At 74.6% G+C, this 19986-nt stretch carries 19 protein-coding genes; 8 read left to right on the top strand and 11 right to left on the bottom strand.

Features of this window, described 5'->3' with window-relative positions:
* Positions 1 to 153: 153 nt before the first annotated feature.
* A complete protein-coding gene (locus AC069X_RS03590) occupies positions 154 to 1536 on the bottom strand; it encodes an MFS transporter (protein ID WP_478724649.1) in 1383 nt (460 codons plus the stop codon).
* Between the two features lie 264 nt (positions 1537 to 1800).
* Between AC069X_RS03590 and AC069X_RS03585 the strand changes: the two genes are divergently transcribed.
* On the top strand, positions 1801 to 2271 hold the full coding sequence (locus AC069X_RS03585) for a hypothetical protein (RefSeq protein WP_478724647.1): 471 nt from the start codon (positions 1801 to 1803) through the stop codon (positions 2269 to 2271).
* Positions 2272 to 2346: 75 nt separating this feature from the next.
* Entirely contained in the window at positions 2347 to 3180 is an 834-nt protein-coding gene (locus AC069X_RS03580; protein WP_478725103.1) for a MerR family transcriptional regulator, read from the top strand.
* On the opposite strand, the gene AC069X_RS03575 is transcribed toward AC069X_RS03580, so the two are convergent.
* Complete coding sequence (locus tag AC069X_RS03575; protein WP_478724645.1) at positions 3149 to 3472, bottom strand: hypothetical protein; 324 nt, start codon at positions 3470 to 3472, stop codon at positions 3149 to 3151. The genes AC069X_RS03580 and AC069X_RS03575 overlap by 32 nt on opposite strands.
* Before the next feature lie 92 nt (positions 3473 to 3564).
* Between AC069X_RS03575 and AC069X_RS03570 the strand changes: the two genes are divergently transcribed.
* Positions 3565 to 4026, top strand: a complete 462-nt coding sequence (locus AC069X_RS03570; RefSeq protein WP_478724643.1) for a hypothetical protein — start codon at positions 3565 to 3567, stop codon at positions 4024 to 4026.
* A gap of 41 nt (positions 4027 to 4067) precedes the next feature.
* Here AC069X_RS03570 and AC069X_RS03565 read toward each other — a convergent pair whose 3' ends face one another.
* On the bottom strand, positions 4068 to 6068 hold the full coding sequence (locus AC069X_RS03565; RefSeq protein ID WP_478724641.1) for a heavy metal translocating P-type ATPase: 2001 nt from the start codon (positions 6066 to 6068) through the stop codon (positions 4068 to 4070).
* 73 nt (positions 6069 to 6141) lie between these two features.
* Between AC069X_RS03565 and AC069X_RS03560 the strand changes: the two genes are divergently transcribed.
* Positions 6142 to 6507 carry an ArsR/SmtB family transcription factor gene (locus AC069X_RS03560; RefSeq protein ID WP_478724639.1) on the top strand — a complete coding sequence of 122 codons (366 nt, stop codon included), beginning with the start codon at positions 6142 to 6144 and terminating at the stop codon, positions 6505 to 6507.
* Here the strand turns inward: AC069X_RS03560 and AC069X_RS03555 are convergent.
* Complete coding sequence (locus AC069X_RS03555) at positions 6498 to 7202, bottom strand: hypothetical protein (protein WP_478724637.1); 705 nt, start codon at positions 7200 to 7202, stop codon at positions 6498 to 6500. The genes AC069X_RS03560 and AC069X_RS03555 overlap by 10 nt on opposite strands.
* Positions 7203 to 7340: 138 nt before the next feature.
* Positions 7341 to 10073 (bottom strand): DNRLRE domain-containing protein, encoded by a 2733-nt coding sequence (locus AC069X_RS03550; RefSeq protein WP_478724635.1) that lies wholly within the window; start codon positions 10071 to 10073, stop codon positions 7341 to 7343.
* A gap of 347 nt (positions 10074 to 10420) precedes the next feature.
* Between AC069X_RS03550 and AC069X_RS03545 the strand changes: the two genes are divergently transcribed.
* The 3 genes from AC069X_RS03545 (at position 10421) to AC069X_RS03535 (ending at position 12030) form a co-directional block, all read left to right on the top strand.
* Positions 10421 to 10723: a hypothetical protein gene (locus AC069X_RS03545; protein WP_478724633.1), complete on the top strand. Its 303-nt coding sequence runs from the start codon at positions 10421 to 10423 to the stop codon at positions 10721 to 10723.
* Between the two features lie 195 nt (positions 10724 to 10918).
* The gene (locus tag AC069X_RS03540; protein ID WP_478724631.1) at positions 10919 to 11383 is read left to right on the top strand and encodes a Crp/Fnr family transcriptional regulator; all 465 of its coding nucleotides are present in this window, start codon (positions 10919 to 10921) and stop codon (positions 11381 to 11383) included.
* 203 nt (positions 11384 to 11586) lie between these two features.
* Positions 11587 to 12030 (top strand): subtilase-type protease inhibitor, encoded by a 444-nt coding sequence (locus tag AC069X_RS03535; protein ID WP_478724629.1) that lies wholly within the window; start codon positions 11587 to 11589, stop codon positions 12028 to 12030.
* Positions 12031 to 12076: 46 nt separating this feature from the next.
* On the opposite strand, the gene AC069X_RS03530 is transcribed toward AC069X_RS03535, so the two are convergent.
* Genes AC069X_RS03530 through AC069X_RS03520 form a run of 3 tightly spaced genes read right to left on the bottom strand, consistent with a single transcriptional unit; the run spans position 12077 to position 14318 of the window.
* On the bottom strand, positions 12077 to 12919 hold the full coding sequence (locus AC069X_RS03530; protein WP_478724627.1) for a GNAT family N-acetyltransferase: 843 nt from the start codon (positions 12917 to 12919) through the stop codon (positions 12077 to 12079).
* A 42-nt stretch (positions 12920 to 12961) separates the two neighbouring features.
* Entirely contained in the window at positions 12962 to 13855 is an 894-nt protein-coding gene (locus AC069X_RS03525; protein ID WP_478724625.1) for an ATP-grasp domain-containing protein, read from the bottom strand.
* A gap of 16 nt (positions 13856 to 13871) precedes the next feature.
* Positions 13872 to 14318: a hypothetical protein gene (locus tag AC069X_RS03520; RefSeq protein ID WP_478724623.1), complete on the bottom strand. Its 447-nt coding sequence runs from the start codon at positions 14316 to 14318 to the stop codon at positions 13872 to 13874.
* Between the two features lie 165 nt (positions 14319 to 14483).
* Here AC069X_RS03520 and AC069X_RS03515 point away from each other — a divergent pair, with 165 nt between their 5' ends.
* Positions 14484 to 15206 carry an SIR2 family NAD-dependent protein deacylase gene (locus AC069X_RS03515; protein WP_478724621.1) on the top strand — a complete coding sequence of 241 codons (723 nt, stop codon included), beginning with the start codon at positions 14484 to 14486 and terminating at the stop codon, positions 15204 to 15206.
* A 6-nt stretch (positions 15207 to 15212) separates the two neighbouring features.
* On the opposite strand, the gene AC069X_RS03510 is transcribed toward AC069X_RS03515, so the two are convergent.
* The 3 genes from AC069X_RS03510 to AC069X_RS03500 all read right to left on the bottom strand — a co-directional run bounded on the left by AC069X_RS03510 (position 15213) and on the right by AC069X_RS03500 (position 19937).
* The gene (locus tag AC069X_RS03510; RefSeq protein ID WP_478724620.1) at positions 15213 to 15695 is read right to left on the bottom strand and encodes a VOC family protein; all 483 of its coding nucleotides are present in this window, start codon (positions 15693 to 15695) and stop codon (positions 15213 to 15215) included.
* A 120-nt stretch (positions 15696 to 15815) separates the two neighbouring features.
* Positions 15816 to 19400 carry a bifunctional glycosyltransferase/CDP-glycerol:glycerophosphate glycerophosphotransferase gene (locus tag AC069X_RS03505; RefSeq protein ID WP_478724618.1) on the bottom strand — a complete coding sequence of 1195 codons (3585 nt, stop codon included), beginning with the start codon at positions 19398 to 19400 and terminating at the stop codon, positions 15816 to 15818.
* A gap of 165 nt (positions 19401 to 19565) precedes the next feature.
* Entirely contained in the window at positions 19566 to 19937 is a 372-nt protein-coding gene (locus AC069X_RS03500; protein ID WP_478724617.1) for a hypothetical protein, read from the bottom strand.
* Positions 19938 to 19986 lie beyond the last annotated feature (49 nt).

The raw sequence follows: 19986 nt of genomic DNA, 5'->3' as shown, positions 1-19986 counted from the left end.
CAGGCCCTGCGCCGCCGGACGGCGGGGGCCGTGCCCGCCCCCGGGACCGGGGCGGTGAACGGGGCGCGGGCGGGTATCGGCATCTGGGACTTCTCCGAAGTGCGGATCATTCGGTGGCTCTTGAGCGGACTCTTTCCGTCCGGGCCCGCTTCGTCAAGCCGAGTGTCCGTTCCGCCCCATCCATCCTTTCTGCTCCGGCCGGGTGCCGGGGGTGGGGCCGACGCCCGGCGCCCGGCCCGGATCGAGCTCCCGGCCGCGGCCCCCATCCCGGTCCCGGTCCCCGTCCCGGTCCAGATCCCGGTCCAGGTCCCGGCGGGAGGTGACCGCGACCGTCAGGGCGGCCGCCAGCATCAGGGCCGCCCCGGTGAGCGGAGCCGCAGGCACGGAGAGGCCGTCCACCGCGAGCCCGCCGGCCAGGGCGCCCGCCGCGATGGCGAGGTTGAACATGGCCACCATCAGGGAGGAGGCGGCCTCGGCGGCCCTCGGCGCGGCCTGGAGCATCCAGCGCTGGAGGCTGACGGAGACCCCGCCGAAGACCAGGCCCCAGACCAGCAGCAGCACGGTCCCGGCCACGGCTCCGGGCAGGACGGCGATCAGCGCCAGTACGGCGGTGAGGGTGGCGCTGACGGCGAGGAGCGTACGGCGGGCGTCGCGCCGGCCGGCCAGGAAGTTCCCCGCGACCCCGGCGAGGCCGTAGCCGAGGAGCAGCGTGCTGACCATGCCGGGGCCGACGCCGGATACGTCCCGCAGGATCGGCCGCACGAAGGTGTAGGCGGCGAACTGGCCGGTGACCACCAGGAAGGTGACGATCACTCCGGCCCGGACCCCGCGGTTGCGGCGCAGCAGGGCGGGCAGTTCGCGGAAGGTGACGGGTGCCGCCGGGGGCAGCGCGGGCAGCAGCAGGAGCAGGGCGGCCGTGCTGAGGACGCCGAGGACGCCGACGGCGGCGAAGGCCGTGCGCCAGCCGCCCAGTTCGCCGAGGAGGGTCCCGGCGGGGACGCCGAGCACGGAGGCGGTCGGCACCCCGCCGAAGATCAGGGCCGTGGCCCGGCCGACGTGGTGGGCGGGGACCAGCCGGACGGCGAGCCCGCCCGCGATGGCCCAGAACCCGCCGACGCCGATGCCGACGAGCAGCCGGGCGGCCAGCACCACGGTGAAGTCGGGGGCGAGGCCCGCGGCGATGTTGGCGGCGGCCGTCAGGGCGATCAGCGCGACGAGGACGTGACGGCGGTCGGCGCGGGCGGCGCCGACGGTGACGAGGGGCGCGCAGAGGCCGGCGACGATCCCGGGGACGGTGACCATCAGTCCGGCGGTGCCGTCGGAGACTCCGAGGTCGGCGCCGACGGGGGTGAGCAGGCCGATGGGCAGCAGCTCGGAGGTGATCAGGCAGAAGATCCCGAGGGAGACGGCGACGACGGCCCCCCACGCCTTCAGGGGGCCCCGCCCGGCCGGGGCGCCGCCCGGCGGTCCGGACCGCGGGGACGCCGCGGTGGACACGGCGGGATCGGGAACGCTGGACGCGGCTGGTTCGGTCATGCTCGGCACTCCGTACGGCAGGCGGGCGGACGGTGGGTGCGGGGCACGGCGGCACCAGGCTCCGGGGGTCGCGCCTCCCCCGTCGCCCGCACTGCCGTGCCGTGCCGATCGCGTCCGGCCATTCTGCGACCGCCGGGGCCGTTTCCGGCCGCCTCCGAAGGATCGATTCGGCAACGCCCGGGCCGGGTGCCCGGCCGCCGTCCGGATCACCCGGACGCGTGAGCACCGGATCCGGGCCGCCCCGGACTACGGCATGGTGGTCGGATGCAGTTACGCCGGGCCGCCCTGCCCCTCTCCCTCCTCGCGCTCCTCGCGAGCGCCGGCTGCGTGTCCGTGGGCCCCGAGTCCGGCGTCACCGGCCCGGCACGGGGCTCCGTACCACCCGTGGACGCCCCGGACACCCCGGACGCCCCCGGCGCGCCGGACGGCACCGGCGCGCGCCACGCCCATGACCCCCCGCCGGAGCCGCCCCTGCCGCTGGGCGAGGTGCCGGAAGCGGAGCCGGAGCCCGGCCCGCCGGCCCGGCCGCCCGCCCGCCGGGTCCGTCCGCCCGCCGAGCGGCCGGCGAAGCCCGCCGTGCCCCGGCACGCACGACCGCCCAAGCCGCCCCCGCTGCGCGTGCCCCGGCCGCCGGCCGTACCCCGGCCGCTGCGCGGGGAGGAGCTGTGCGAGGCGGCGGAGGGGGCGGTGCCGCCGTCGATCGTGGACCTGTGCGTGCGCCAGTACGGCCGCTGACCGGGCCGCGGCCGGGGCCGGCCACGGGGCAGACTTGACCCTCACACCGTGTCAGGCCGTGCACTGGAAGGCGTCATGTTCACCATCGGAGACTTCGCCAAACACGGCCGGGTGTCGGTCCGCATGCTGCGGCACTACGACGCCCTCGGACTGCTGCGCCCCGCACGTGTGGACCCGGCGACCGGGTACCGCTCGTACGAGGCGGGCCAGCTGGCCCGCCTCAACCGCGTCATCGCGCTCAAGGAGCTCGGCTTCACCCTGGAACAGGTGGGGGCGGTGCTCGACGAGCGGGTGACCGCGGAGGAGCTGCGCGGCATGCTGCGGCTGCGGCACGCGGAACTGGAGACCGCCGTGGCCGAGGCGGCCGCGCGCCTGGTCCGGGTCGAGACGAGGCTCCGGACCATCGAGAGCGAGGGAACCATGCCCGCAGACGAGATCGTCGTGAAGAGCCTTCCGCCCGTGCGGCTGGCGGAACTGACCGGAGTGGCGCACAGCTACGCTCCGCAGGACATCGGCCCGGTCATCGGCCCCTTGTACGAGGACCTGTGCGGCCGCATGGAGAGCGCCGGGGTGGTTCCGACGGGTCCGGGTCTGGCGTACTACGAGGAGGCTCCCGGCGGCGAGCCGGGATCCGTCCTGGTGCACGCCGGGCTCCCGGTGGCCGCCGCCGTCCGTGCCGAGGACCTCGGCTCCGGTGTGCGGGTGGTGGAGCTGCCCGGGGTCGAGCGGGCGGCGACCGTGGTGCACCGGGGCGCGATGGACGGCGTACTGCCGACGGCGCAGGCCCTGGCCCGGTGGATCGACGCGAACGGCCACCGCTCGGCGGGGTATGCCCGGGAGCTGACGCTGGCCTGCCCGCCGGACCGGGAGCTGTGGGTCACCGAGCTCCAGGAGCCGCTGGCCTCCTGAGGGCCCGGCGGCGGTCGCGGGCGGCCGCGCAGCGCCGGGCGGTGTGCCGGCGGGCCGTCCGCAGCCGGCGCACCGCGCCGTGCCCGCGCCGGCTCCACTCGGCGCGGGGCAGCCCGGCGCGGTGGCCGCCGCCGGTGATCAGGGCGTTGACCGGGGCGTGCGGGTCGGCGGCGACCCCCTTGGCGATCAGCACGCCGACGAGGAGCGGGACCAGCGCCACGGCGAGCGCGGAGCCGGCGGCGCTCACGTGCCCGAGGCGGGGGCTGGGGGTTGCGGGTGCCGAGGTGTTCATGCCGCCATTCCAGCAGCGGCGGCCCGGCGGGGAATCGGGGCGGATACTCAGTCCGTTGGACCCGGGGTACTCAGACGGTGGAGGGCGCGGTGGTGGCGGAACCCCAGGGCTTCGAGCCGGCGACCGGCGACGGGCCCGAGGCGCCCGGCCCGGGTCGGGCGGCGGAAGTGCGCACGGCGTACGAGGGGCTGCTGCAGATCCGCCGGCTGCTGGGCGGCGGTGCCTCCGGGCCGGCCCCGTGGGAGCTCCGGCTGGTGCCGCGCGCGGTGGCCCTCGTCCTGGAGGCGGCGGGCTTCCCGCCGTCGGCGGTGGACGCCCGGGGGCACCGCGTCCGGACCGGCTACCGGGTCGCGGCCATGGGGCCGGACCGGGTGGAGGTCACCTGGGCGGGACCGCCCGGCGGCGGGGCCGCCGGGGAGGAGCTGGAGCGCCTGAAGGCCTGTGCGGCGGAGCTGGAGCGGCACGGCTGGGAGTGCCTCCTCTACCGGGGCCCCCGTGGCCGCCGCTCCCTGGAGGTCGAACCCCGGCGGGAACCCGCCGGGGTGCGCCGGTGACCATGCGGCCGTGAACCGCCGCGTCGGCACCGCGAACGGGGTCAGGCGGCCGGGCTGGGGTCCCGGTGGCGCAGGAGCCGGAGGGCGTTGGCCACGACGACCAGCGTCGAGCCCTCGTGGACCAGGACGGCGGGGCCGATGCCCAGGCCCAGCGCGGTGGCGGGGACGAGGACGGCGACGATGCCCAGGCTCAGCCACAGGTTCTGCCGGATGACGCGGCTCGCGCGGCGGCTGAGGCCGGTGATGAAGGGGAGGCGGCGCAGGTCGTCGGACATCAGGGCGATGTCGGCGGTTTCCAGGGCCACCGCCGAACCGGCCGCGCCCATGGCCACGCCCACCGTGGCGCCGGCCATGGCGGGGGCGTCGTTGACCCCGTCGCCGATCATGGCCGTGCGGGCGGTGCGGCGCAGCCGGGCCACCTCGGTGACCTTGTCCTGCGGCAGCAGGCCCCCGAGGGCCTCGTCCACGCCGACCTCGCGCCCGACGGCGTCGGCGACGCGCTGGTCGTCGCCGGAGAGCATCACGGCGCGGGTCACCCCGAGCCGGCGCAGGGCCGCGACGGTCTCGGCGGCCTCGGGCCGGGGGGCGTCCATCAGGCCCAGGGTGCCGAGCCAGCGGTCGCCGCGGCGGACCAGCATCGTGGTGCGGCCGGTGCGCGCGAGTTCCTCGGTGCGCGCGCGCAGGGCGGCCGGTACGGGCGGGCCGGCGAGGGTGTCCGCGTAGGAGAGGCTGCCGATGTGGACGGGCTCGCCGTCGAGTTCGGCGCTGACCCCGCGGCCGATGACGGCCCGGAGGCCGACGGCCTCGGGTGCCCCGGCGGCGGCCGCGGCCGGGGCGGCCGCCAGCAGGGCCGGGGCGTCCCGTACGACGGCCTGGGCGAGGGGGTGGTCGCTGAGGCGCTGGGTGGCGAGGGCGGTGCGGAGCAGTTCCTCGCGGCCGGCTCCGTCGGCGGTCTCGACCTCGGTGAGGCGGGGACGGCCCTCGGTGAGGGTGCCGGTCTTGTCGAAGGCGAGGGTGCGCAGGCGGCCGAACTCCTCCAGCGGCGCCCCGCCCTTGACCAGTACTCCCCCGCGGGCGGCACGGCCGACGGCGCTGAGGACGGCGGCCGGGGTGGCGATGGCGAGGGCGCAGGGGCTGGCGGCGACGAGGACGGCCATGGCCCGGTAGAAGGTGTCGGTGAAGGGCTCGCCGGTGAGGGCGCCGAAGCCGAGCAGGGCGGCGACGAGGACGAGGACGCCGGGGACGAAGACCTTCTGGAAGCGGTCGGTGAACCGCTGGGTGGGAGAGGTGCGCTCCTCGGCGTCCTGGACCATGCGGACCACGCGGGCGAGGGTGTTGTCGGCGGCCAGGCGGGTGACGACGACGTCCAGGGAACCGGATCCGTTGACGGTGCCGGCGTAGACGCGGCCGGCGGGGTCGATGCCGGCGGGGTCCGCCAGGGCGGCGGCGCGGTCGGTCACCGGGGTCTTGTCGGCGGGGACGCTCTCTCCGGTGATGGGCGACTGGTCGACGCTGCTGACGCCGGCGGCGACGAAGCCGTCGGCCGGGACGCGGGTGTGCGGGCGGACGAGGACGGTGTCGCCGACGGTGAGCTCCTCGACGGGCACCTCGGCGGGCTCGCCGCCGCCGCGCCGGACCAGGGCGGTGCGCGGGGCGAGGGCGCCCAGGGCCTCGATGGAGCGCCGGGCGCGGCCCATGGCGTACTCCTCCAGGGCGTGGCCGAGGCTGAAGAGGACCAGGAGGACGGCGCCCTCCTCCCAGCGGCCTGTGGCGGCGGCTCCGGCCGCGGCGACGAGCATCAGGAAGTCGACCTGGAAGCGGCCCTCGCGCAGGGTGGCCACGGCCTCTCGCAGGGTGAAGAACCCGCCGAAGGCGTAGGCGGCCATGAAGAGGGCCGTGGCGGCGGGGCCGCCGTTGCCGGTCAGCTGGAGGGTCAGTCCGGTGAGGTAGACGGTGAGGGCGAGCAGGGCGCTGACCAGCTCCGCGCGCTCTCCGGCCTGCTTCGCCACATCGCGGGCGACGTCACGCATCACGCTGTTCATGGCATCAATATATCAGCACATCGAAATATGTAGACGTGTGCACGTCCTGATCCGGCGATCTAGGGTGGCCCCCATGGAACCAGCCGTGGAGCCGACCGTGGAAGCCGCCGTGGAGCCGACCGCGGAAACAGCCGTGGAAGCCGTGCTCACCGAGCCCGACGCGGCGGCCGTCGCCGAGGTCATGCAGGGCCTCGCCTCACCCGCCCGGATCCGCATCCTGGCCCGGCTCCTGCACGCACCGTGCTCGGTCGGCGGCCTGGCCGAGGCGCTCGGCCTCGGCCAGCCCACCGTCTCCAACCACCTGCGCCTGCTGCGCCACCTCGACCTGGTGGGCGGCCGGCGCGACGGGCGCAGCGTGATCTACGAACTGCACGACGAGCACGTCACCGCCCTGCTCCGGCAGGTGCTGGAGCACGTGCACCACGGGCGTCAGGCGTAGAGCGCGCCCGGGTGCACCCAGGAGGTGTGCCCGAAGACGTTGTCGTCGTCGACGGCCACCGTCAGGTTGGTGACCTTCAGGCCGTACTGGCTGGGCGTCGTGCCCGCCGGGCAGGCGATCCGCTCGGCCGGGAAGTTGAGGAAGAAGTCCGGTCCGTACTCGCCCGTGTCGTTGCGGTGGCGGGAGAGGACGTAACCGGTGTCGCCCCAGAAGTAGACGGCGGCGAGCGGGGTCGCCGTCGTCCGCACGACGACGTCGTCCGCGTGGTCGGAACCGCCGTCCGGGCGGACGCAGCGGAAGGTGCGCGCCGTGTCGGCGCTGGCGCGGAAGCGGTCGTCGGTGCTCCACAGACCGGCCCGGTAGCCGGGGGTGTCGCGGACCCCGTGCAGGACCACGCTCAGCCTGAATCCGCCGCATCCCGGCGTCGGGTGGTACTCGTGGTACCTCAGCCGGCACTGGCGTTCGCCGGTGGCGGCCGTGGGATCGGGGTCGTACGGCCGGGGCACCACGGCCCCGTGGAAGCGGAAGGTGGCGGAGACGGCGCCGGGCGCGGGTGCCGGGACCTCGACCGTCTGCGAGGCGTGGGCGGCGCCCGGGCCGGCCATCACCAGGCCGAGCCCCGCGAGCAGTGCGAGGAGCAGCCGGGCGGGGCCGCTGCGGGCCGTGCGCGGTGCGGGCAGGCGTAAGCGTGCCATCGGATGGTTCCCCCCTGGACCAGTGGATGGTGCGAACAGGGGGGACCCTAGCGGCGGAAGGGGCCCTTCGGCAGGGGGCCGCCTGCCCGCGAGGGGGCGCGCACCTCGGCCGGCGCGCGCCCCCTGGTGGCCGTACGGTCACGGCGCCCCGAAGGTCAGCCGCAGCTGCGGCGTGCCCTCGTTCGCCGCCGCCTCGGAGGACCACAGCCACAGGGCGTCCGTCCCCGTGCCGGTCAGCGCCAGGCTGTAGGAGCCGCCCAGGGCGCCCGCGAGGGCGGCCGTGTCCAGCCCGGCGGTGTGGACGGCCGAGCCGTCCGGGATCCCGGGGAAGCTCCCGAGCGCCGGAGCGCCCGTGCCGGGGCGGTTGGCGTGGGTGGTCCCGGCCTCCGACCAGGCTCCGGTGACGGGGACCACCGAGAGGGTGTCGGTGGTCCCGGCGCCGGCCATGGTGCTGGTCTTGACGCTCAGCGCGGCCGACTTGAGCACCTTCCCGGCGGGTGCGGCGGGCAGGTCGAAGCGCAGGTAGCTCGCGTACAGCGGGGTGCCGCGCACGGCCAGGGAGCCGGAGGTCCCGTAGTTGGTGCCCGGGGCGCCCGCGTTGGCGTACGTGTCCTCGGCCGCCGTGAGCCGGACGACCGAGTCGGCCGGGGCGGAGGCGAGGGCGAAGTGGTTCCGCACCTGCGCCGCGCTCAGGACGCCCGGGTAGACGGCGGTTTCGTCGAGCCGGCCCGCCCAGTGCTCGGCGGCGGGGCGGTCCGGCCAGCCGCCGAGGCCGTCGAAGCCGGTGCGCCAGTAGCCCGCGAAGTTCTCGTGGGTGGTGACGGGGAGGGTGCCCTTCTGGACGCCGTCCACGTACAGGGTCATGCCGCCGGGGCCCTGGGTCGCGACGACGTGGTGCCACTTGTCGTCGTTGTACGCGGCGGCCGTGGTGATGGTCCGGGTGGCTCCGGTGTAGACGCCGTAGACCAGCCGGCCGTCGTTGGTCATGTAGATGTGCTTGTCGTACTGACTGCTGCCGTTGGTCTGCTGGTTGCCGAAGCCGACGAGCTTGCCGCCCTGCGTGGTGTTCGTCTTGAACCAGGTCTCGATGCTGTAGGTGGCGCCCACGGTCTGCCGGCGGTCGCCGTAGACGTGGGCGTTCGTGCCGTTGAAGCCGATCGCCGTGCTCGCGCCGGCCACCGCGCCGGGCGACTGGCGCAGGGCCGGGCCGTTGTGGTGGACGCCCGCCTGGTTCCCGGCGGCCGAGGAGTCCGCCGCGAACGGCAGGACCGCGTCGTCGTAGCGCCAGTACAGCTGGGCGCCGTCCGCGCGGACCTGGTTCGGGTAGGCCTCGGCGGAGACCGGGACCGTGACGGTGGCCGGGGCGGACGGGACGCTGACGTTGCCCGCCGCGTCGGCCGCCGTCACCCGGTAGGTGTACGTCCGGCCGGCCTGGGCGGTGGTGTCCGTCCAGGAGGCCTGCGGCCTCTTGAAGAACAGCGAGTCGGCGGTCACCGTGGCGATCGGGGTGGGCGAGCCGTCGCGGTGGATCCGGTAGGTCAGCGCACTGTCGTCCAGGTCGAGGCTGGTCCGCCAGCGCACCTGGACCTCGCCCGGCGCGACGCTCGCCGCGCTCGCCACGGGAACCGTGGGCGCGCCCGTGTCGTTGGCGGAGGAGAAGCGCGTCAGGCTCTGCTGCGCCGCCCCGTTGACGGTGGTGAACTCCCCGCCGACCCACAGGTAGGGGACGCCCGACTTGGCGCCCACGGTCATCACGCGCGGGCCGATGCCCTCGCCGATGCCGTCGTTGGTGTCGGGGGACCAGCCCAGCTTGCCGGTGCCCGTGGTCGGCTGCGCCAGCAGGTGGTGGCGCTGCCCGTCGGGGAACTCGCCGACGCCGGAGCAGTCGTGCGCGTGCGAGGCGCTGTAGAGGACGTTCTGGTACGGCAGGACGGCCTGGGTGGCGCCCAGGCAGGTGTCGCGCCAGCGCTGGCCGAAGCCGGCCAGGTCGAGGGCGATGCGGCCGTCGAAGACACCGCCGCCGGTGCCCTCGTTGGCGGTGTAGAAGCCGGTGGCGTCGGTGGCGATGTCCTTGACGACCGAGTGGGTCTCGATGAAGCCGGGGTAGCCCTTGGTGAGGGCACCGCTGGCGGCGTCGACCACGGCCAGCGCGTGCGTGTTCGTCCCGTTGACGGTGAAGAAGTCCCCGCCGAGCAGGACGTTCCTCCCGTCCGGGGTGACCTCGACGGCGCGGACCGGCTCGTCGGCGTCGGCCCGGAAGGGGCGCAGCGCCCCGTCGGCGGTGGCGACGGCGGCGAGGCGCTGCCGCGGCTGGCCCGCGACGGTGAGGAAGTCGCCGCCCGCGTAGACGGTGTCGCCGGTGACGGCGATGGCCCGGACGGTGGCAGCGAAGGCCGGGCGGAAGGAGGGCTTCACGGTGCAGGTGGCCACGTCGACGGCGGCGATGCTGGAGACCGGGGTGCCGTTGACCGCGCCGAAGTAGCCGCCCGCGTAGAGGGTCTTCTTGTCCGGCGAGACGGCGAGGGCGCGGACGGTGGCCGTGCCGCCGGCGATCGTGAAGGACAGGGTGCAGGAGGTCGGCGCGCCGGTAGCGGCGTCGAAGGCGGCGAAGTTGACCGCCTGGCGTTCGGCGCCGGGCGCCCCCGCGGGCGGGCGGACCGCCGAGAAGGTGCCGCCGGCGAAGACCGTGCCGCCCGCCTCGGCGAGGGCCCAGACGACGCCGTTGGGCTGCCAGGTGGCCAGCGGGTCCGCGGTGAAGGCCACGGGCGGGGTGATGGCCGCCGCCCGCGGGACGAGGCCGAGGCCGGCCGCGGTGCCGGTGCCGGCCAGTGCCAGGACGAGAGCGGCCGCCAGGCCTCTGGATCTGCGCATGAACCCCCCAGTTCGTCGTCCGTCGCACCGCCGTACCGCGCTGCCGGTACAGCGGTGTCCGGGCGTTCGTGTGTACGTCCGTACGGGCGCACCCTAGGGCGAATCACCGCGCCGGTCACCACACTTGACCCGCAGGATGCCGAACGCACCCGCCGCACCGGCCGGTTCGGGCCGCGGGCGGGGAGCGGCGCGGCGGTGCCGCCGGGGAGGACCCGACCCGGAAGCGTCAATTCCGGCAGTCTCGGGCCATCCCCTCACACACGGCCACCGGGCCAAAACCGCCCCACGCCGGGCCGCGCGCCTCTACCGTGCCCTGAGGGCAGGGCCGGCGACGGAGGGCGGGGCTGATGGACGACGAAGAAGACATGCGACTGGCGAGGATCACTCCGGAGATCTCCCGCCGCACCCTGGCGATGCTGCGCGGCCTGGCCGGGCTGGAGCCCCCGGAGCAGGTCCCCGAGGACGCGATGACGGTCGCCGACGCGATCTTCGACGACCACGGCACGGACGGCCTGCGGGTGCTGGTGATGACCCTGGCCGCCTGGGCGACCGCGCAGATCGAGAACGTCGCGGAGCTGAGCGGGCGCAGCCACGAGGCGGTGCTCGACGCGATGGAACTGGCCTGCCTGGAGGCCAGTGCCGAGGAGTAGCCCCCGGAACGCTCCGGAAGGGTTTCTTCCGCCCGGCTGCGGGCGACGCTCGGGACAAGCCCGGCCGTCGTCCGCCACCCTGGGTGGACGGCGGAGGACCGACCGTGTCCGCGTCCCGGCATGCCCTGTTCCGGGCCCGGGTCGGCGACACTGGGGGGACCAGAGGGTTGTGGGGGGTCGTGATCGGAGGCCGTCGTGAGCACACCTTCCCCCATCCGGATCGCCGCCGTGCTCTCAGCCGAGCACCGCGGCCGGCTGATGTCCCACGCCCGTGAGGTCAACTTCCCCGAAGGCGCACCGCTCTTCGACGAAGGCGGCCCCGCGCAGGCCTTCTGGATCGTGCGCTCCGGGACGGTGACCCTTGAGGTCCCGCTGCCCGGCCGCCGCACCCCGGCCCCCGTCGAGAGCCTCGGCCCCGGGGAGCTCGTGGGCTGGTCGTGGCTGTTCCCGCCGTACGTGTGGCAGCTGAGCGCCGAGGCCATGACCCCGGTACGCGCCTACGAGTTCGACGGCGCGACCGTCCGGATGCTCATGGACGCCGATCCGGCCTTCGGCTCCGCGATCGGGCACTGGGTCGGACGGGTGCTCGCCGTGCGGCTCCAGCAGACCCGCAACCGGCTCCTCGACCTCTACTCCCCGCGAGCGGGGGCGGGCCTCTGAGCGCGGCCCGGCCTTTCGGGCAGGCGTGTTCGGCCGTTTCCCGGAATCCCTCCTTCACAGGTCACGGCGAGGGAGGCGGCTGCGGACTGCACTCATGAGCTTACGATCGGTGACGGAAAACAGCGGTACGAACGGGCGTTCACGCCGTGGATGGGCAAGACTCCCGTCCGTTATCCGAAACGCCGACCCGAGGAGTGTTCGCAATGCGGTCCATCACCAGGAGTCTGGGACTGGCTTCCGGAGCAATGGCCCTCACCGCCCTGACCGCGCTCGCCGGCACCGGAGCCGCCGACGCGGCACCGGCCGGGGCGCAGCGGCTGTACGCGCCGTCCGCGCTCGTGGTCAGCGTGACGGCCGGCGAGGACACCGCCAACGGAACGGTGCTGCGCGCGGCCACCCTGGTGTGCGCGCCGCGCCCGGGCGGCACGCACCCGGACCCGGCGGCGGCCTGCGCCGAACTGCGGGCCACCGGGGCCTCGCTGGACGCCCTGGCGGCGCCCCGCCCCGACACCGCGTGCACCCGGGAGTGGAACCCGGTGACGGTCACCGCCGAGGGCGTGTGGCAGGGGCGCAAGCTGAGCTACACGTACACCTTCGGCAACCCGTGCGGGCTGCGCAGCACCACCGGGGTGCTCTTCGGCATCTGAGCCCCGCCGCCCCCGGGCCGCGCCGCGCCGGGCCGCGCCGCCCCCGTCAGCCCAGTTCGAGGCTGGTGATCCCGTACAGCCCGGCCAGCTCGGCCTCCGGCGGCTCGCCGGTGTACATGCGGGCCGTCTCGAAGGCCGGGGTCAGGCCCAGCGCCTCCGCCATCGCGTTCGCCGCCGGGTTCGCGCCGGGCACGTCCACGGCCACCTCCCCGCCGGGGACCTGCCCGGCGAGCCGCCGCACCAGGGCGGCCGCCACCTCCGGGGTGGCGGCGTAGAGGGGGCCGATGCGGGAGGCCCCGCTGCACGGCCGGACCACGCCGAGGCCCTCGACCCGGCCGTCCCTGACGGCCGCGAGGGCCGTCCGGCCGGGCAGCGAGGTCCAGGCGGAGAGGAAGGCGTCGCGCGCCTCGGGAAAGAAGCGCCGGTCGTAGGCGGCGAGGCTCCCGAACGGCAGCGCGGCCGCGTCCACGACGGTGACGCCGTCGTCCGCGCCGGGCCGGGGCACACCCTCGTAGCGCATGGTCGTCCAGGCGGAACGGAACCCGGACTTGCGGTAGTTGTCCTGCTGCTCGACCACCCCGTCCAGCCCGACGAGCCGGCCCCGGAGCCGGTCCATGCCGGCGTGCCACAGCCGGATGCCGTACCCCTGGCCGCGTACGTCGGGCCGGGCGATGTAGAAGCCGATGAAGCCGAAGCCGGCGCCGTAGCGCACGGCGGAGATGCAGGCCACCGGGTCCCCGTCGCGGCGCCCGACGAGGAAGCCGCCCGGGTCGGCGACCGCGAAGGCGAAGCGGTCGCTGTCCCCCGGGTTCCAGCCCTCCTGGTCCGCCCAGGTGCGCAGCAGTTCCATGTCGGCGGCGCTCGCGCCGGTGATCTCGAATCCCGTCATGGGCGGTGTTGTACCAGAACGGCAGGCTCCGGCGCAGGGGCGCTAACCAGCCGTCAGCAGCGCGGTGAGGGCGGCCGGGTCGACGGCCGGATGGAGATCGCTGACCTGTCCGTCGCCCACCTCGACGACCCTCCAGACCCCGTCCTCGCGGAGCGCGAGGTCCGTGGTGACGAAGCGGCAGCCCAGCTCCCCGACGGCCGCCCGGACCGGTGCGAGCGCGGACCCGCCGGGCAGGGCGGCGGCCGGTCCGGTGTGCTCCGGGCCGTCCGGATGGGGGGTGACCAGCCGGGGTTCCCCCTCGTACCACCAGACGCGGACCTCGGGGCCGGTGAAGCGCTCGAAGGCGCGCAGGACGATGCCGCCCGCGAGGAACTCGTCCTGGAGATCCACGAAGCGGCCCACCACGCGGCGCACGGCGGGGCCGTCGGCGAGGTCGGGGAGGTGGCAGGCCTCGTGCCACTCGTGCTTGCGGGACTTCACGTAGTCCTTGACGATGCCCGGCCCGGCCGGGAGGGCGGCGGCCAGCTCCGCGAGCCGCTCCCCGTCCGGGGTCTCGCGCGGGGCGGCGGGCAGCCAGCGGCTGGCGGGCGTCAGCGCGGCGAACGTCTCGTACCAGCCGGGCAGTTCGTGGGCGCGCCGGTAGTCCCCGGGGGTGACGGACAGCCGGGCGCCGCGCCCGCGCAGCGCCGCGTCGAGGCCGGCGTACCGCTCGGCGGGCACCATCCAGCCCCGGTACCAGACGGCCCCCGCCCCGGCGGGGACCCGGTCCACCGCCCGTTCGGCGTCCCCGGCCAGCAGGGCGTCGTGGTCGACGAGCGCGACGGACCCGCCGGCGGTGCGCAGTTGCCGGGCCTCGGCCGCGAAGTGGGCGTCGGGCCGGCGCTCGTCGAGCGGGTCGCGGCAGTAGAGGACGGTGAGGGTGGTGGCCGGATTCATCCCCCCACCCTACGGATCAGCCCGCGCAGATCACGTCGTCGAGGGCGATCGGCCGGGAGTCGAGGCGGACGTACGCGGTGAAGGTGTCGGTGGCTCCGGAGTCCCAGGTGGTGGTGACGGTGGCCCAGCCGACGCCGGCCGTCTGCGCGACCGTGGCCGGGCCGATGGAGATGTCCCGGGGGACGCCGGGGGCGCAGAGCACCACGTCGGCGTCCGGGCTGTGGGCCTGTTTCTCCTTGAGCTGCTGCGAGATCCGCTCGCTGCGGTCCCGCGCGGAGGGGCCGTGGTCCCCGTAGAAGGCGGTGAGGAAGCGGGTGATCTCCTCGGCGGTGTGGTGGTGGCGGGCCCAGCGGGGCACGGGGTCGGTGAGGGCGGCCGCCGGGACCGACGCCGCGACGAGGGGGAGCAGGGAGGCGGACAGCGCGAGCAGCAGGGTGCCGGCACGGTGCGGGACGAGGGTCATGTCCGGTTTGTAGCCGCCCGCTCCCGCCGGGGGGCAGGGGCGCGGCGCGGGCTCACTCCGGTGGGCGTGGAGATTCACCGCAGAAACGACCCTCCCGGTGCGCCGACCGGCGGCCGGACCGTAATCCGCTCGCCCCGGCGGGCGGGTTCCGCCTAGGGTCGGCGCATGGGGAAGCCGCTTGTCGCAGTGTTCAGTGGGGCCGGGATGTCGACCGATTCCGGGATTCCGGACTACCGGGGGCCGCAGGGGTTGTGGCGGCGCGATCCGGACGCCGAGAAGCTCGTGACGTACGACTACTACATGGCCGACCCGGAGATCCGCCGCCGCTCCTGGCTGATGCGCGCCGAGCTGTGGTCCCTCGCCCCCCGCCCGAACGCGGCGCACGCGGCGGTGGCCGGGCTGGAGCGTTCCGGCACCCCGGTGCGGGTGATCACACAGAACGTGGACGGCCTGCACCAGCTCGCCGGGATGCCGGCGCGGAAGGTGTTCGAGCTGCACGGGACGGCGCGGGAGGTGCTCTGCACCGGCTGCGGCGCCCGGTCGGGCACGGAGGAGGCGCTGGCCCGGGTCGCCGCCGGGGAACCGGATCCCGCCTGCCTGGCCTGCGGCGGGATCCTGAAGACGGCGACGGTGATGTTCGGCCAACACCTGGACACCGAGGTGCTCGCGCAGGCGGTGGCCGTGGCGAAGGGGTGCCAGGTGTTCATCGCGGTCGGGACCACCCTCCAGGTCCAGCCGGCCGCCTCGCTCGCCGGGATGGCGGCCGAGGCCGGGGCGCGGCTGATCATCGTCAACGCGGAGGAGACCCCGTACGACCCGTTGGCCGACGAGCTGATCCGCGAACCGATCGGCACCGCCCTCCCGGCCCTCCTGGCCCGGTACGCCTGACGCCGCCTACCCGGCGTCGGCCGCCCGGCGCATCTCGGCGACGTCCAGCTTCTTCATGCCGAGCATGGCGGCCGTCGCGCGGGCGGCCCGGCCCGGGTCCGCGTCGCCGATCAGCTCGACGGCGCCGGGCGGGATGACCTGCCAGGAGACCCCGAACCGGTCCTTGACCCAGCCGCAGGCGGACTCCTCGCCGCCGTCCCGGGTGAGCGCGTCGTAGTAGTGGTCCGCTTCCGGTTCGTCGGAGCAGTGGATCTGGAAGGAGACGGCCTCGCTGAAGCGGAACTCGGGGCCGCCGTTCAGCCCGACGAACTTCTGGCCGTTGATCTCGAACTCGACGGTCAGCACCGTGCCGGCCGGACCGGGGCCCGCCTCGGTGTAGCGGACGGTACGCAGGATCCGGCCGTCCTTGAAGACGGAAAGGTAGTAGTCGGCGGCGGCCTCCGCTTCGCCGTCGAACCACAGGCACGTGGTGAAACCCCTGGTGGTCATGACTGCCTCCGGGCGGGTGGGTGCGGGGGGGCTGGAACGCCGTCCCTCACCTACAGACCGGTCCCGCGCCCGAAACTCATCGGGGGGCGCGGGACCGGTCCGTACGTTCACCCGCGCGGGCTACAGCTCCAGCATGCGGTCGACGACCCGCTCGGTCGCGCGGCCGTCGTCGAGGTCGCAGAACTCGGCGCGGAAGGCGGCCCGCGCCTCCGCGTACTCGGCGCCCAGTGCGTCGGCGTCGCGCACGGCGGCGATCAGCGCCGCCGTGTCCGTGAGCAGCGGGCCGGGGGCCTTCTCCGCCAGGTCGAAGGTGAAGCCGCGCAGGGTGTCGCGGTAGTGCGCGTAGTCGTACGTGAACAGCAGGATCGGCCGGTCGGTCAGCGCGAAGTCGCAGAGCGCGGAGGAGTAGTCCGAGATCAGGACGTCGGCGACGAGCAGCAGGTCGGTGGCGTCGGGCCAGCGGGAGACGTCGACGACGAAACCGTCGCGCACCCCGTCGCGGACCTGCTCGGTGACCCGGTAGTGGCCGCGGACCAGCAGGACGTGGTCCTCGCCCAGTTCGCGGCGGGCCGCGTCCAAGTCGATCCGCAAGTCGAGCTTGTAGCCGCCGCTGAAGCCCTCGCGGTTCTCCCGCCAGGTGGGCATGTACAGGACGACCTTCTTGCCCTCCGGCAGGCCGAGGCGCCGCCGGACCTCGGCGACGCGCTCGGCGTCCGGGCGGACGAGGGCGTCCGTGCGCGGGGCGCCGGCCTCGATGACCTCGCCCTTGTAGCCGAGGGCCCGCTTGAGGACGGGGGTGGCGTACGAGCTCGGCGAGGCCAGCAGCGTCCACTGGGCGCTGTCGTGCTCCAGGCCCTCCAGCACCTCGGGGCTGGTGTAGTAGTCGTGCGTGAAGTCGTAGCCGATCTGCTTGAGCGGCGTGCCGTGCCAGGTCTGGACGACGGTCTGGCCGGGGCGGCGCGTGAAGTGCGACGGCACGCTGTCGTTGACGACGTAGTACCGGGCGCGCGCCAGCACCTCCCAGGCCTCCAGGCTGTCGTACTGGACGGCGCGGGCGGTCGCGGGGACCTCGGCGCGGCCGTCGCGGACCAGCCAGACGTGCTCCAGCTTCTCGCCCCGGCGCACCAGCTCCTCGTGGATGGCGCGGGGGGAGTCGCCGGCGCCGTGCCCCTGGAAGGTGTCGTAGACGACCATGTCCTTGACCGGCAGCCGGCGCTGGGCCGGGTAGGTCTCGTCGCGGGCGATGCGCTGGGCGTGGCGGGAGCGGTCGTGCGGGCTCACCAGCGGGTCGGAGACCAGGACCATGCGGTCGCGCAGGCGTGCTTCGACGCGCATCCGGCGGCCGAGGACCGTCACGGCGTACGGGCCGCCGTTCAGGGCGGGCGCGATCAGCTGGACGGGCGCGCCGCGCTCGACGCCGAGGAGGCCCGCGGTGGTGCCGCCCTGCGCGGCCGGGCGCAGGGTGGGCCACCAGCGGCCCTGCGGGAGGGTGGTGCGGCCGGCGTAGGGCTCGGGCAGCACCGGCTCGAAGGAGGCCTCGAAGCGGTCGCCGTCCCGGGTGACGGGGTAGGTGAACTCCGTGCCGTGCTGGTCGTGCAGGACCAGTTCGTAGGCGTCGCCGGCGGTGGCGTCCGGGGCGTGGAAGACGCCGCCCAGGGTCAGCCGGCCCTCGCGGGCGGTGACGGTGTCGACCAGCGGCGGGGTGGGCTGGACGGAGAGGACGAGGTGTCCGCCGGTGCCGCGCTTGGCGAAGACGGCGCGCTCGCCGGCGGTGCCGGGCAGCGGTGCGACGAGGCCGTTGAAGCCGCCTCGCTCGTCATGGGCCAGCGGGTGGCTGGTGCCGTCGGCGCGGACCACGGTGAGGTTCCACGGCTCGGGGGTCCACCCGCCGGGCTTGGTCTCGGCGGCGGGTACGGCGGCCAGCTCGGCGAGCGGGACGACCGCGGTGAAGGGGGTCCGGCCGCCGGCCTTGGCGGCTCCGGTGGTCAGCGGGACGCTGACGGCGGTGCCGGTGAGGGCGTGCAGGGCGTGGAGGGTGACGCCTTCGCCGACCTCGGCGGCGAGCTCGCCGACGAGTTCGAGGGCGTCGTCGCGGCGGACGACGTCGAGGACGCGGGCCCGGACCACCTCGACCTGGATGGTGAGGGAGCCCGCGACGGTCGGCAGGACGCGGACGTCGGGGGTGGCCCAGTAGGCCGGCGGGTTCATCCCGCTGTCGTGCTCGCCGCCCCTGAGGCGGGCGCGGTGGAGGCCTCCGGCGCCGGTGACGGCGATGGAGGTGGTCCATATGCCGTCGTGCCACTTGCCGCCCGACTGGAAGACGGTGGGGTCGACGACGGCGGTGAAGCCGGCCCAGTCGGCGTGCCGCAGGGCGAGGTGCGGGGTGTTCACCGTGGCCATCGGGGAGGCGACGGTGCGGGTGCTGACGACGGTGCGGCGGCGCTTGCCCTGCTCGCGGAAGACCAGCATCTTGCGGGAGCCCAGGCGGCTCTCCGCGCCCAGGTGGCCGGGCAGGGCGTAGCCGCGCAGCAGCAGCTTGCCGTCGCTCCAGACCGCCTGCTCCAGGCGGCTGACGACGCGGCGCTCGCGCGTGCCGAGGGTCAGCAGCTTGGGGGGTACCGGCGCCTTGAGGAAGGGGTAGTCGGCCTGCGGGCGGGCCAGTCCCTTGACCGGCACGCTGTAGCTGAAGTCGCGCTGGTGGCGCGTGAGGGCGATGAACTCCTCGACGCGGCCCTCGCGGGCGAGGAAGGCCTTGAGCCGGTCGGCGACGGTCAGCTCGCTCCAGGGGCCGGTGCCGATCTCCCGGATGAGGCCGCCGACCTCCTTGACGAACGCCGCGCGGAACTCGGGGCCGCCCTCGTCGACGTACTTGTAGATGAGGGGCAGTTCCTCGCTGAGCACGTTGTGGTCGTAGTCGCGCAGGTAGCGGGCGTACTTCTCGCCCGGCTTGGCGAGCAGGGCCTCGCGGACCAGCCGTACGGAGGTGACGCGGTCGATGACGGAGACCGGGTCGGTGGAGCGCTGGGTGATGGAGCGCTCGCCGGTCTCGCGGACCCGCCAGTGGTAGACGACGTCGCTGATCACGTCGACGCTCTTGGCGAAGTAGTGCGCGGGGACGCTGACCGGGGCGTCCTCGTAGAGGATGCCCTCGGGGTACTGGAAGCCGTGCTCTTCCCAGAAGTCGCGCCGGTAGACCTTGTTCCACGCGGTGCGGTCGGTGACCAGCGCCGGGAACTTGGAGATGTGGGTCTTGGGACGGTCGTTCGCGAACGCGACCCGGTGGCCCCAGGACTGCTGCATGCCGACGGAGCGGAAACGCGTGACGTTGCCGGCGGCGAAGTCGGAGCCGGTCTCGTCGAGGGAGTCGATCATCCGCTGGTAGGCGTACGCCGGCATGGTGTCGTCGCTGTCGACGAAGGCGATGTACTCGCTGCCGGGGTCCGCGTGGCGGAAGCCCACGTTCCGCGCGGCGCCGAGGCCGGCGTTCTCCTGGAGGACCACGCGGAAGCGCGCGTCACGCTCGGCGAAGGCCTTGGCGATCACCGCACTGGTGTCGGTGGACCCGTCGTCGACGCAGACGACCTCGAAGTCGTCGAACGTCTGAGCTGCTATGGATTCCAGGCACTCATCGAGGTAGAGCTCGACGTTGTAGACGGGTACGACGATGCTCAGGCGCGGGGGCATGGGTGACGGGTTCTCCAGCATTCTGGCTTTGTCGACGGGGGCGAAAGATCAGCTGATGAGAGCATCCTACTCTGTAACGAGATGATAAAGTCCGCCCATCCCGGACATATCCCCAAGGACCGCCGGGGCGGACGGCAAAGAATTCCGCCGTCCGCCACCGCGCCGTCACGGTCCCCAGGGCTGCCGTCAGATGTCCAGATCGGCTTCGATCTTCTTCAGCTGCAGTCGCGCCATCGCGAGGTTGGCCCGGTTGCGGTCGAGCGCGAGGTAGAGGAAGAAACCTTCGCCGGCGCGCCCCTTCAGCAGCCTGATCAGGTGGTACTGGCTGCCGAGCGTGATCAGGATGTCCTCGATCTCGTCCTTCAGGCCGAGCATCTCCATCGTCCGGACCTTGGCGCGGACCACGTCCGTGTTGCCCGCGGCGGCCACCGACAGGTCCAGTTCCTTGTTCCCGCCGACGGTCCCCAGCGGCATGCCGCTGCCGTAGTCGACGAGGGCCGCACCGAGGGTCCCCTCGATGCCGGCGGCTTCCTTGAGAGCGGTCTCGACGTTGATCATGGACTTCTTCCTCTTTCCACTGTCGCCCGTATCGGTACGGGCCGGATGG

Source organism: Streptomyces sp. NPDC043896 (genome assembly GCF_056435605.1).
The sequence above is the reverse complement of the archived record's forward strand: the minus strand, read 5'-3'. Positions and strand labels throughout refer to the sequence as shown.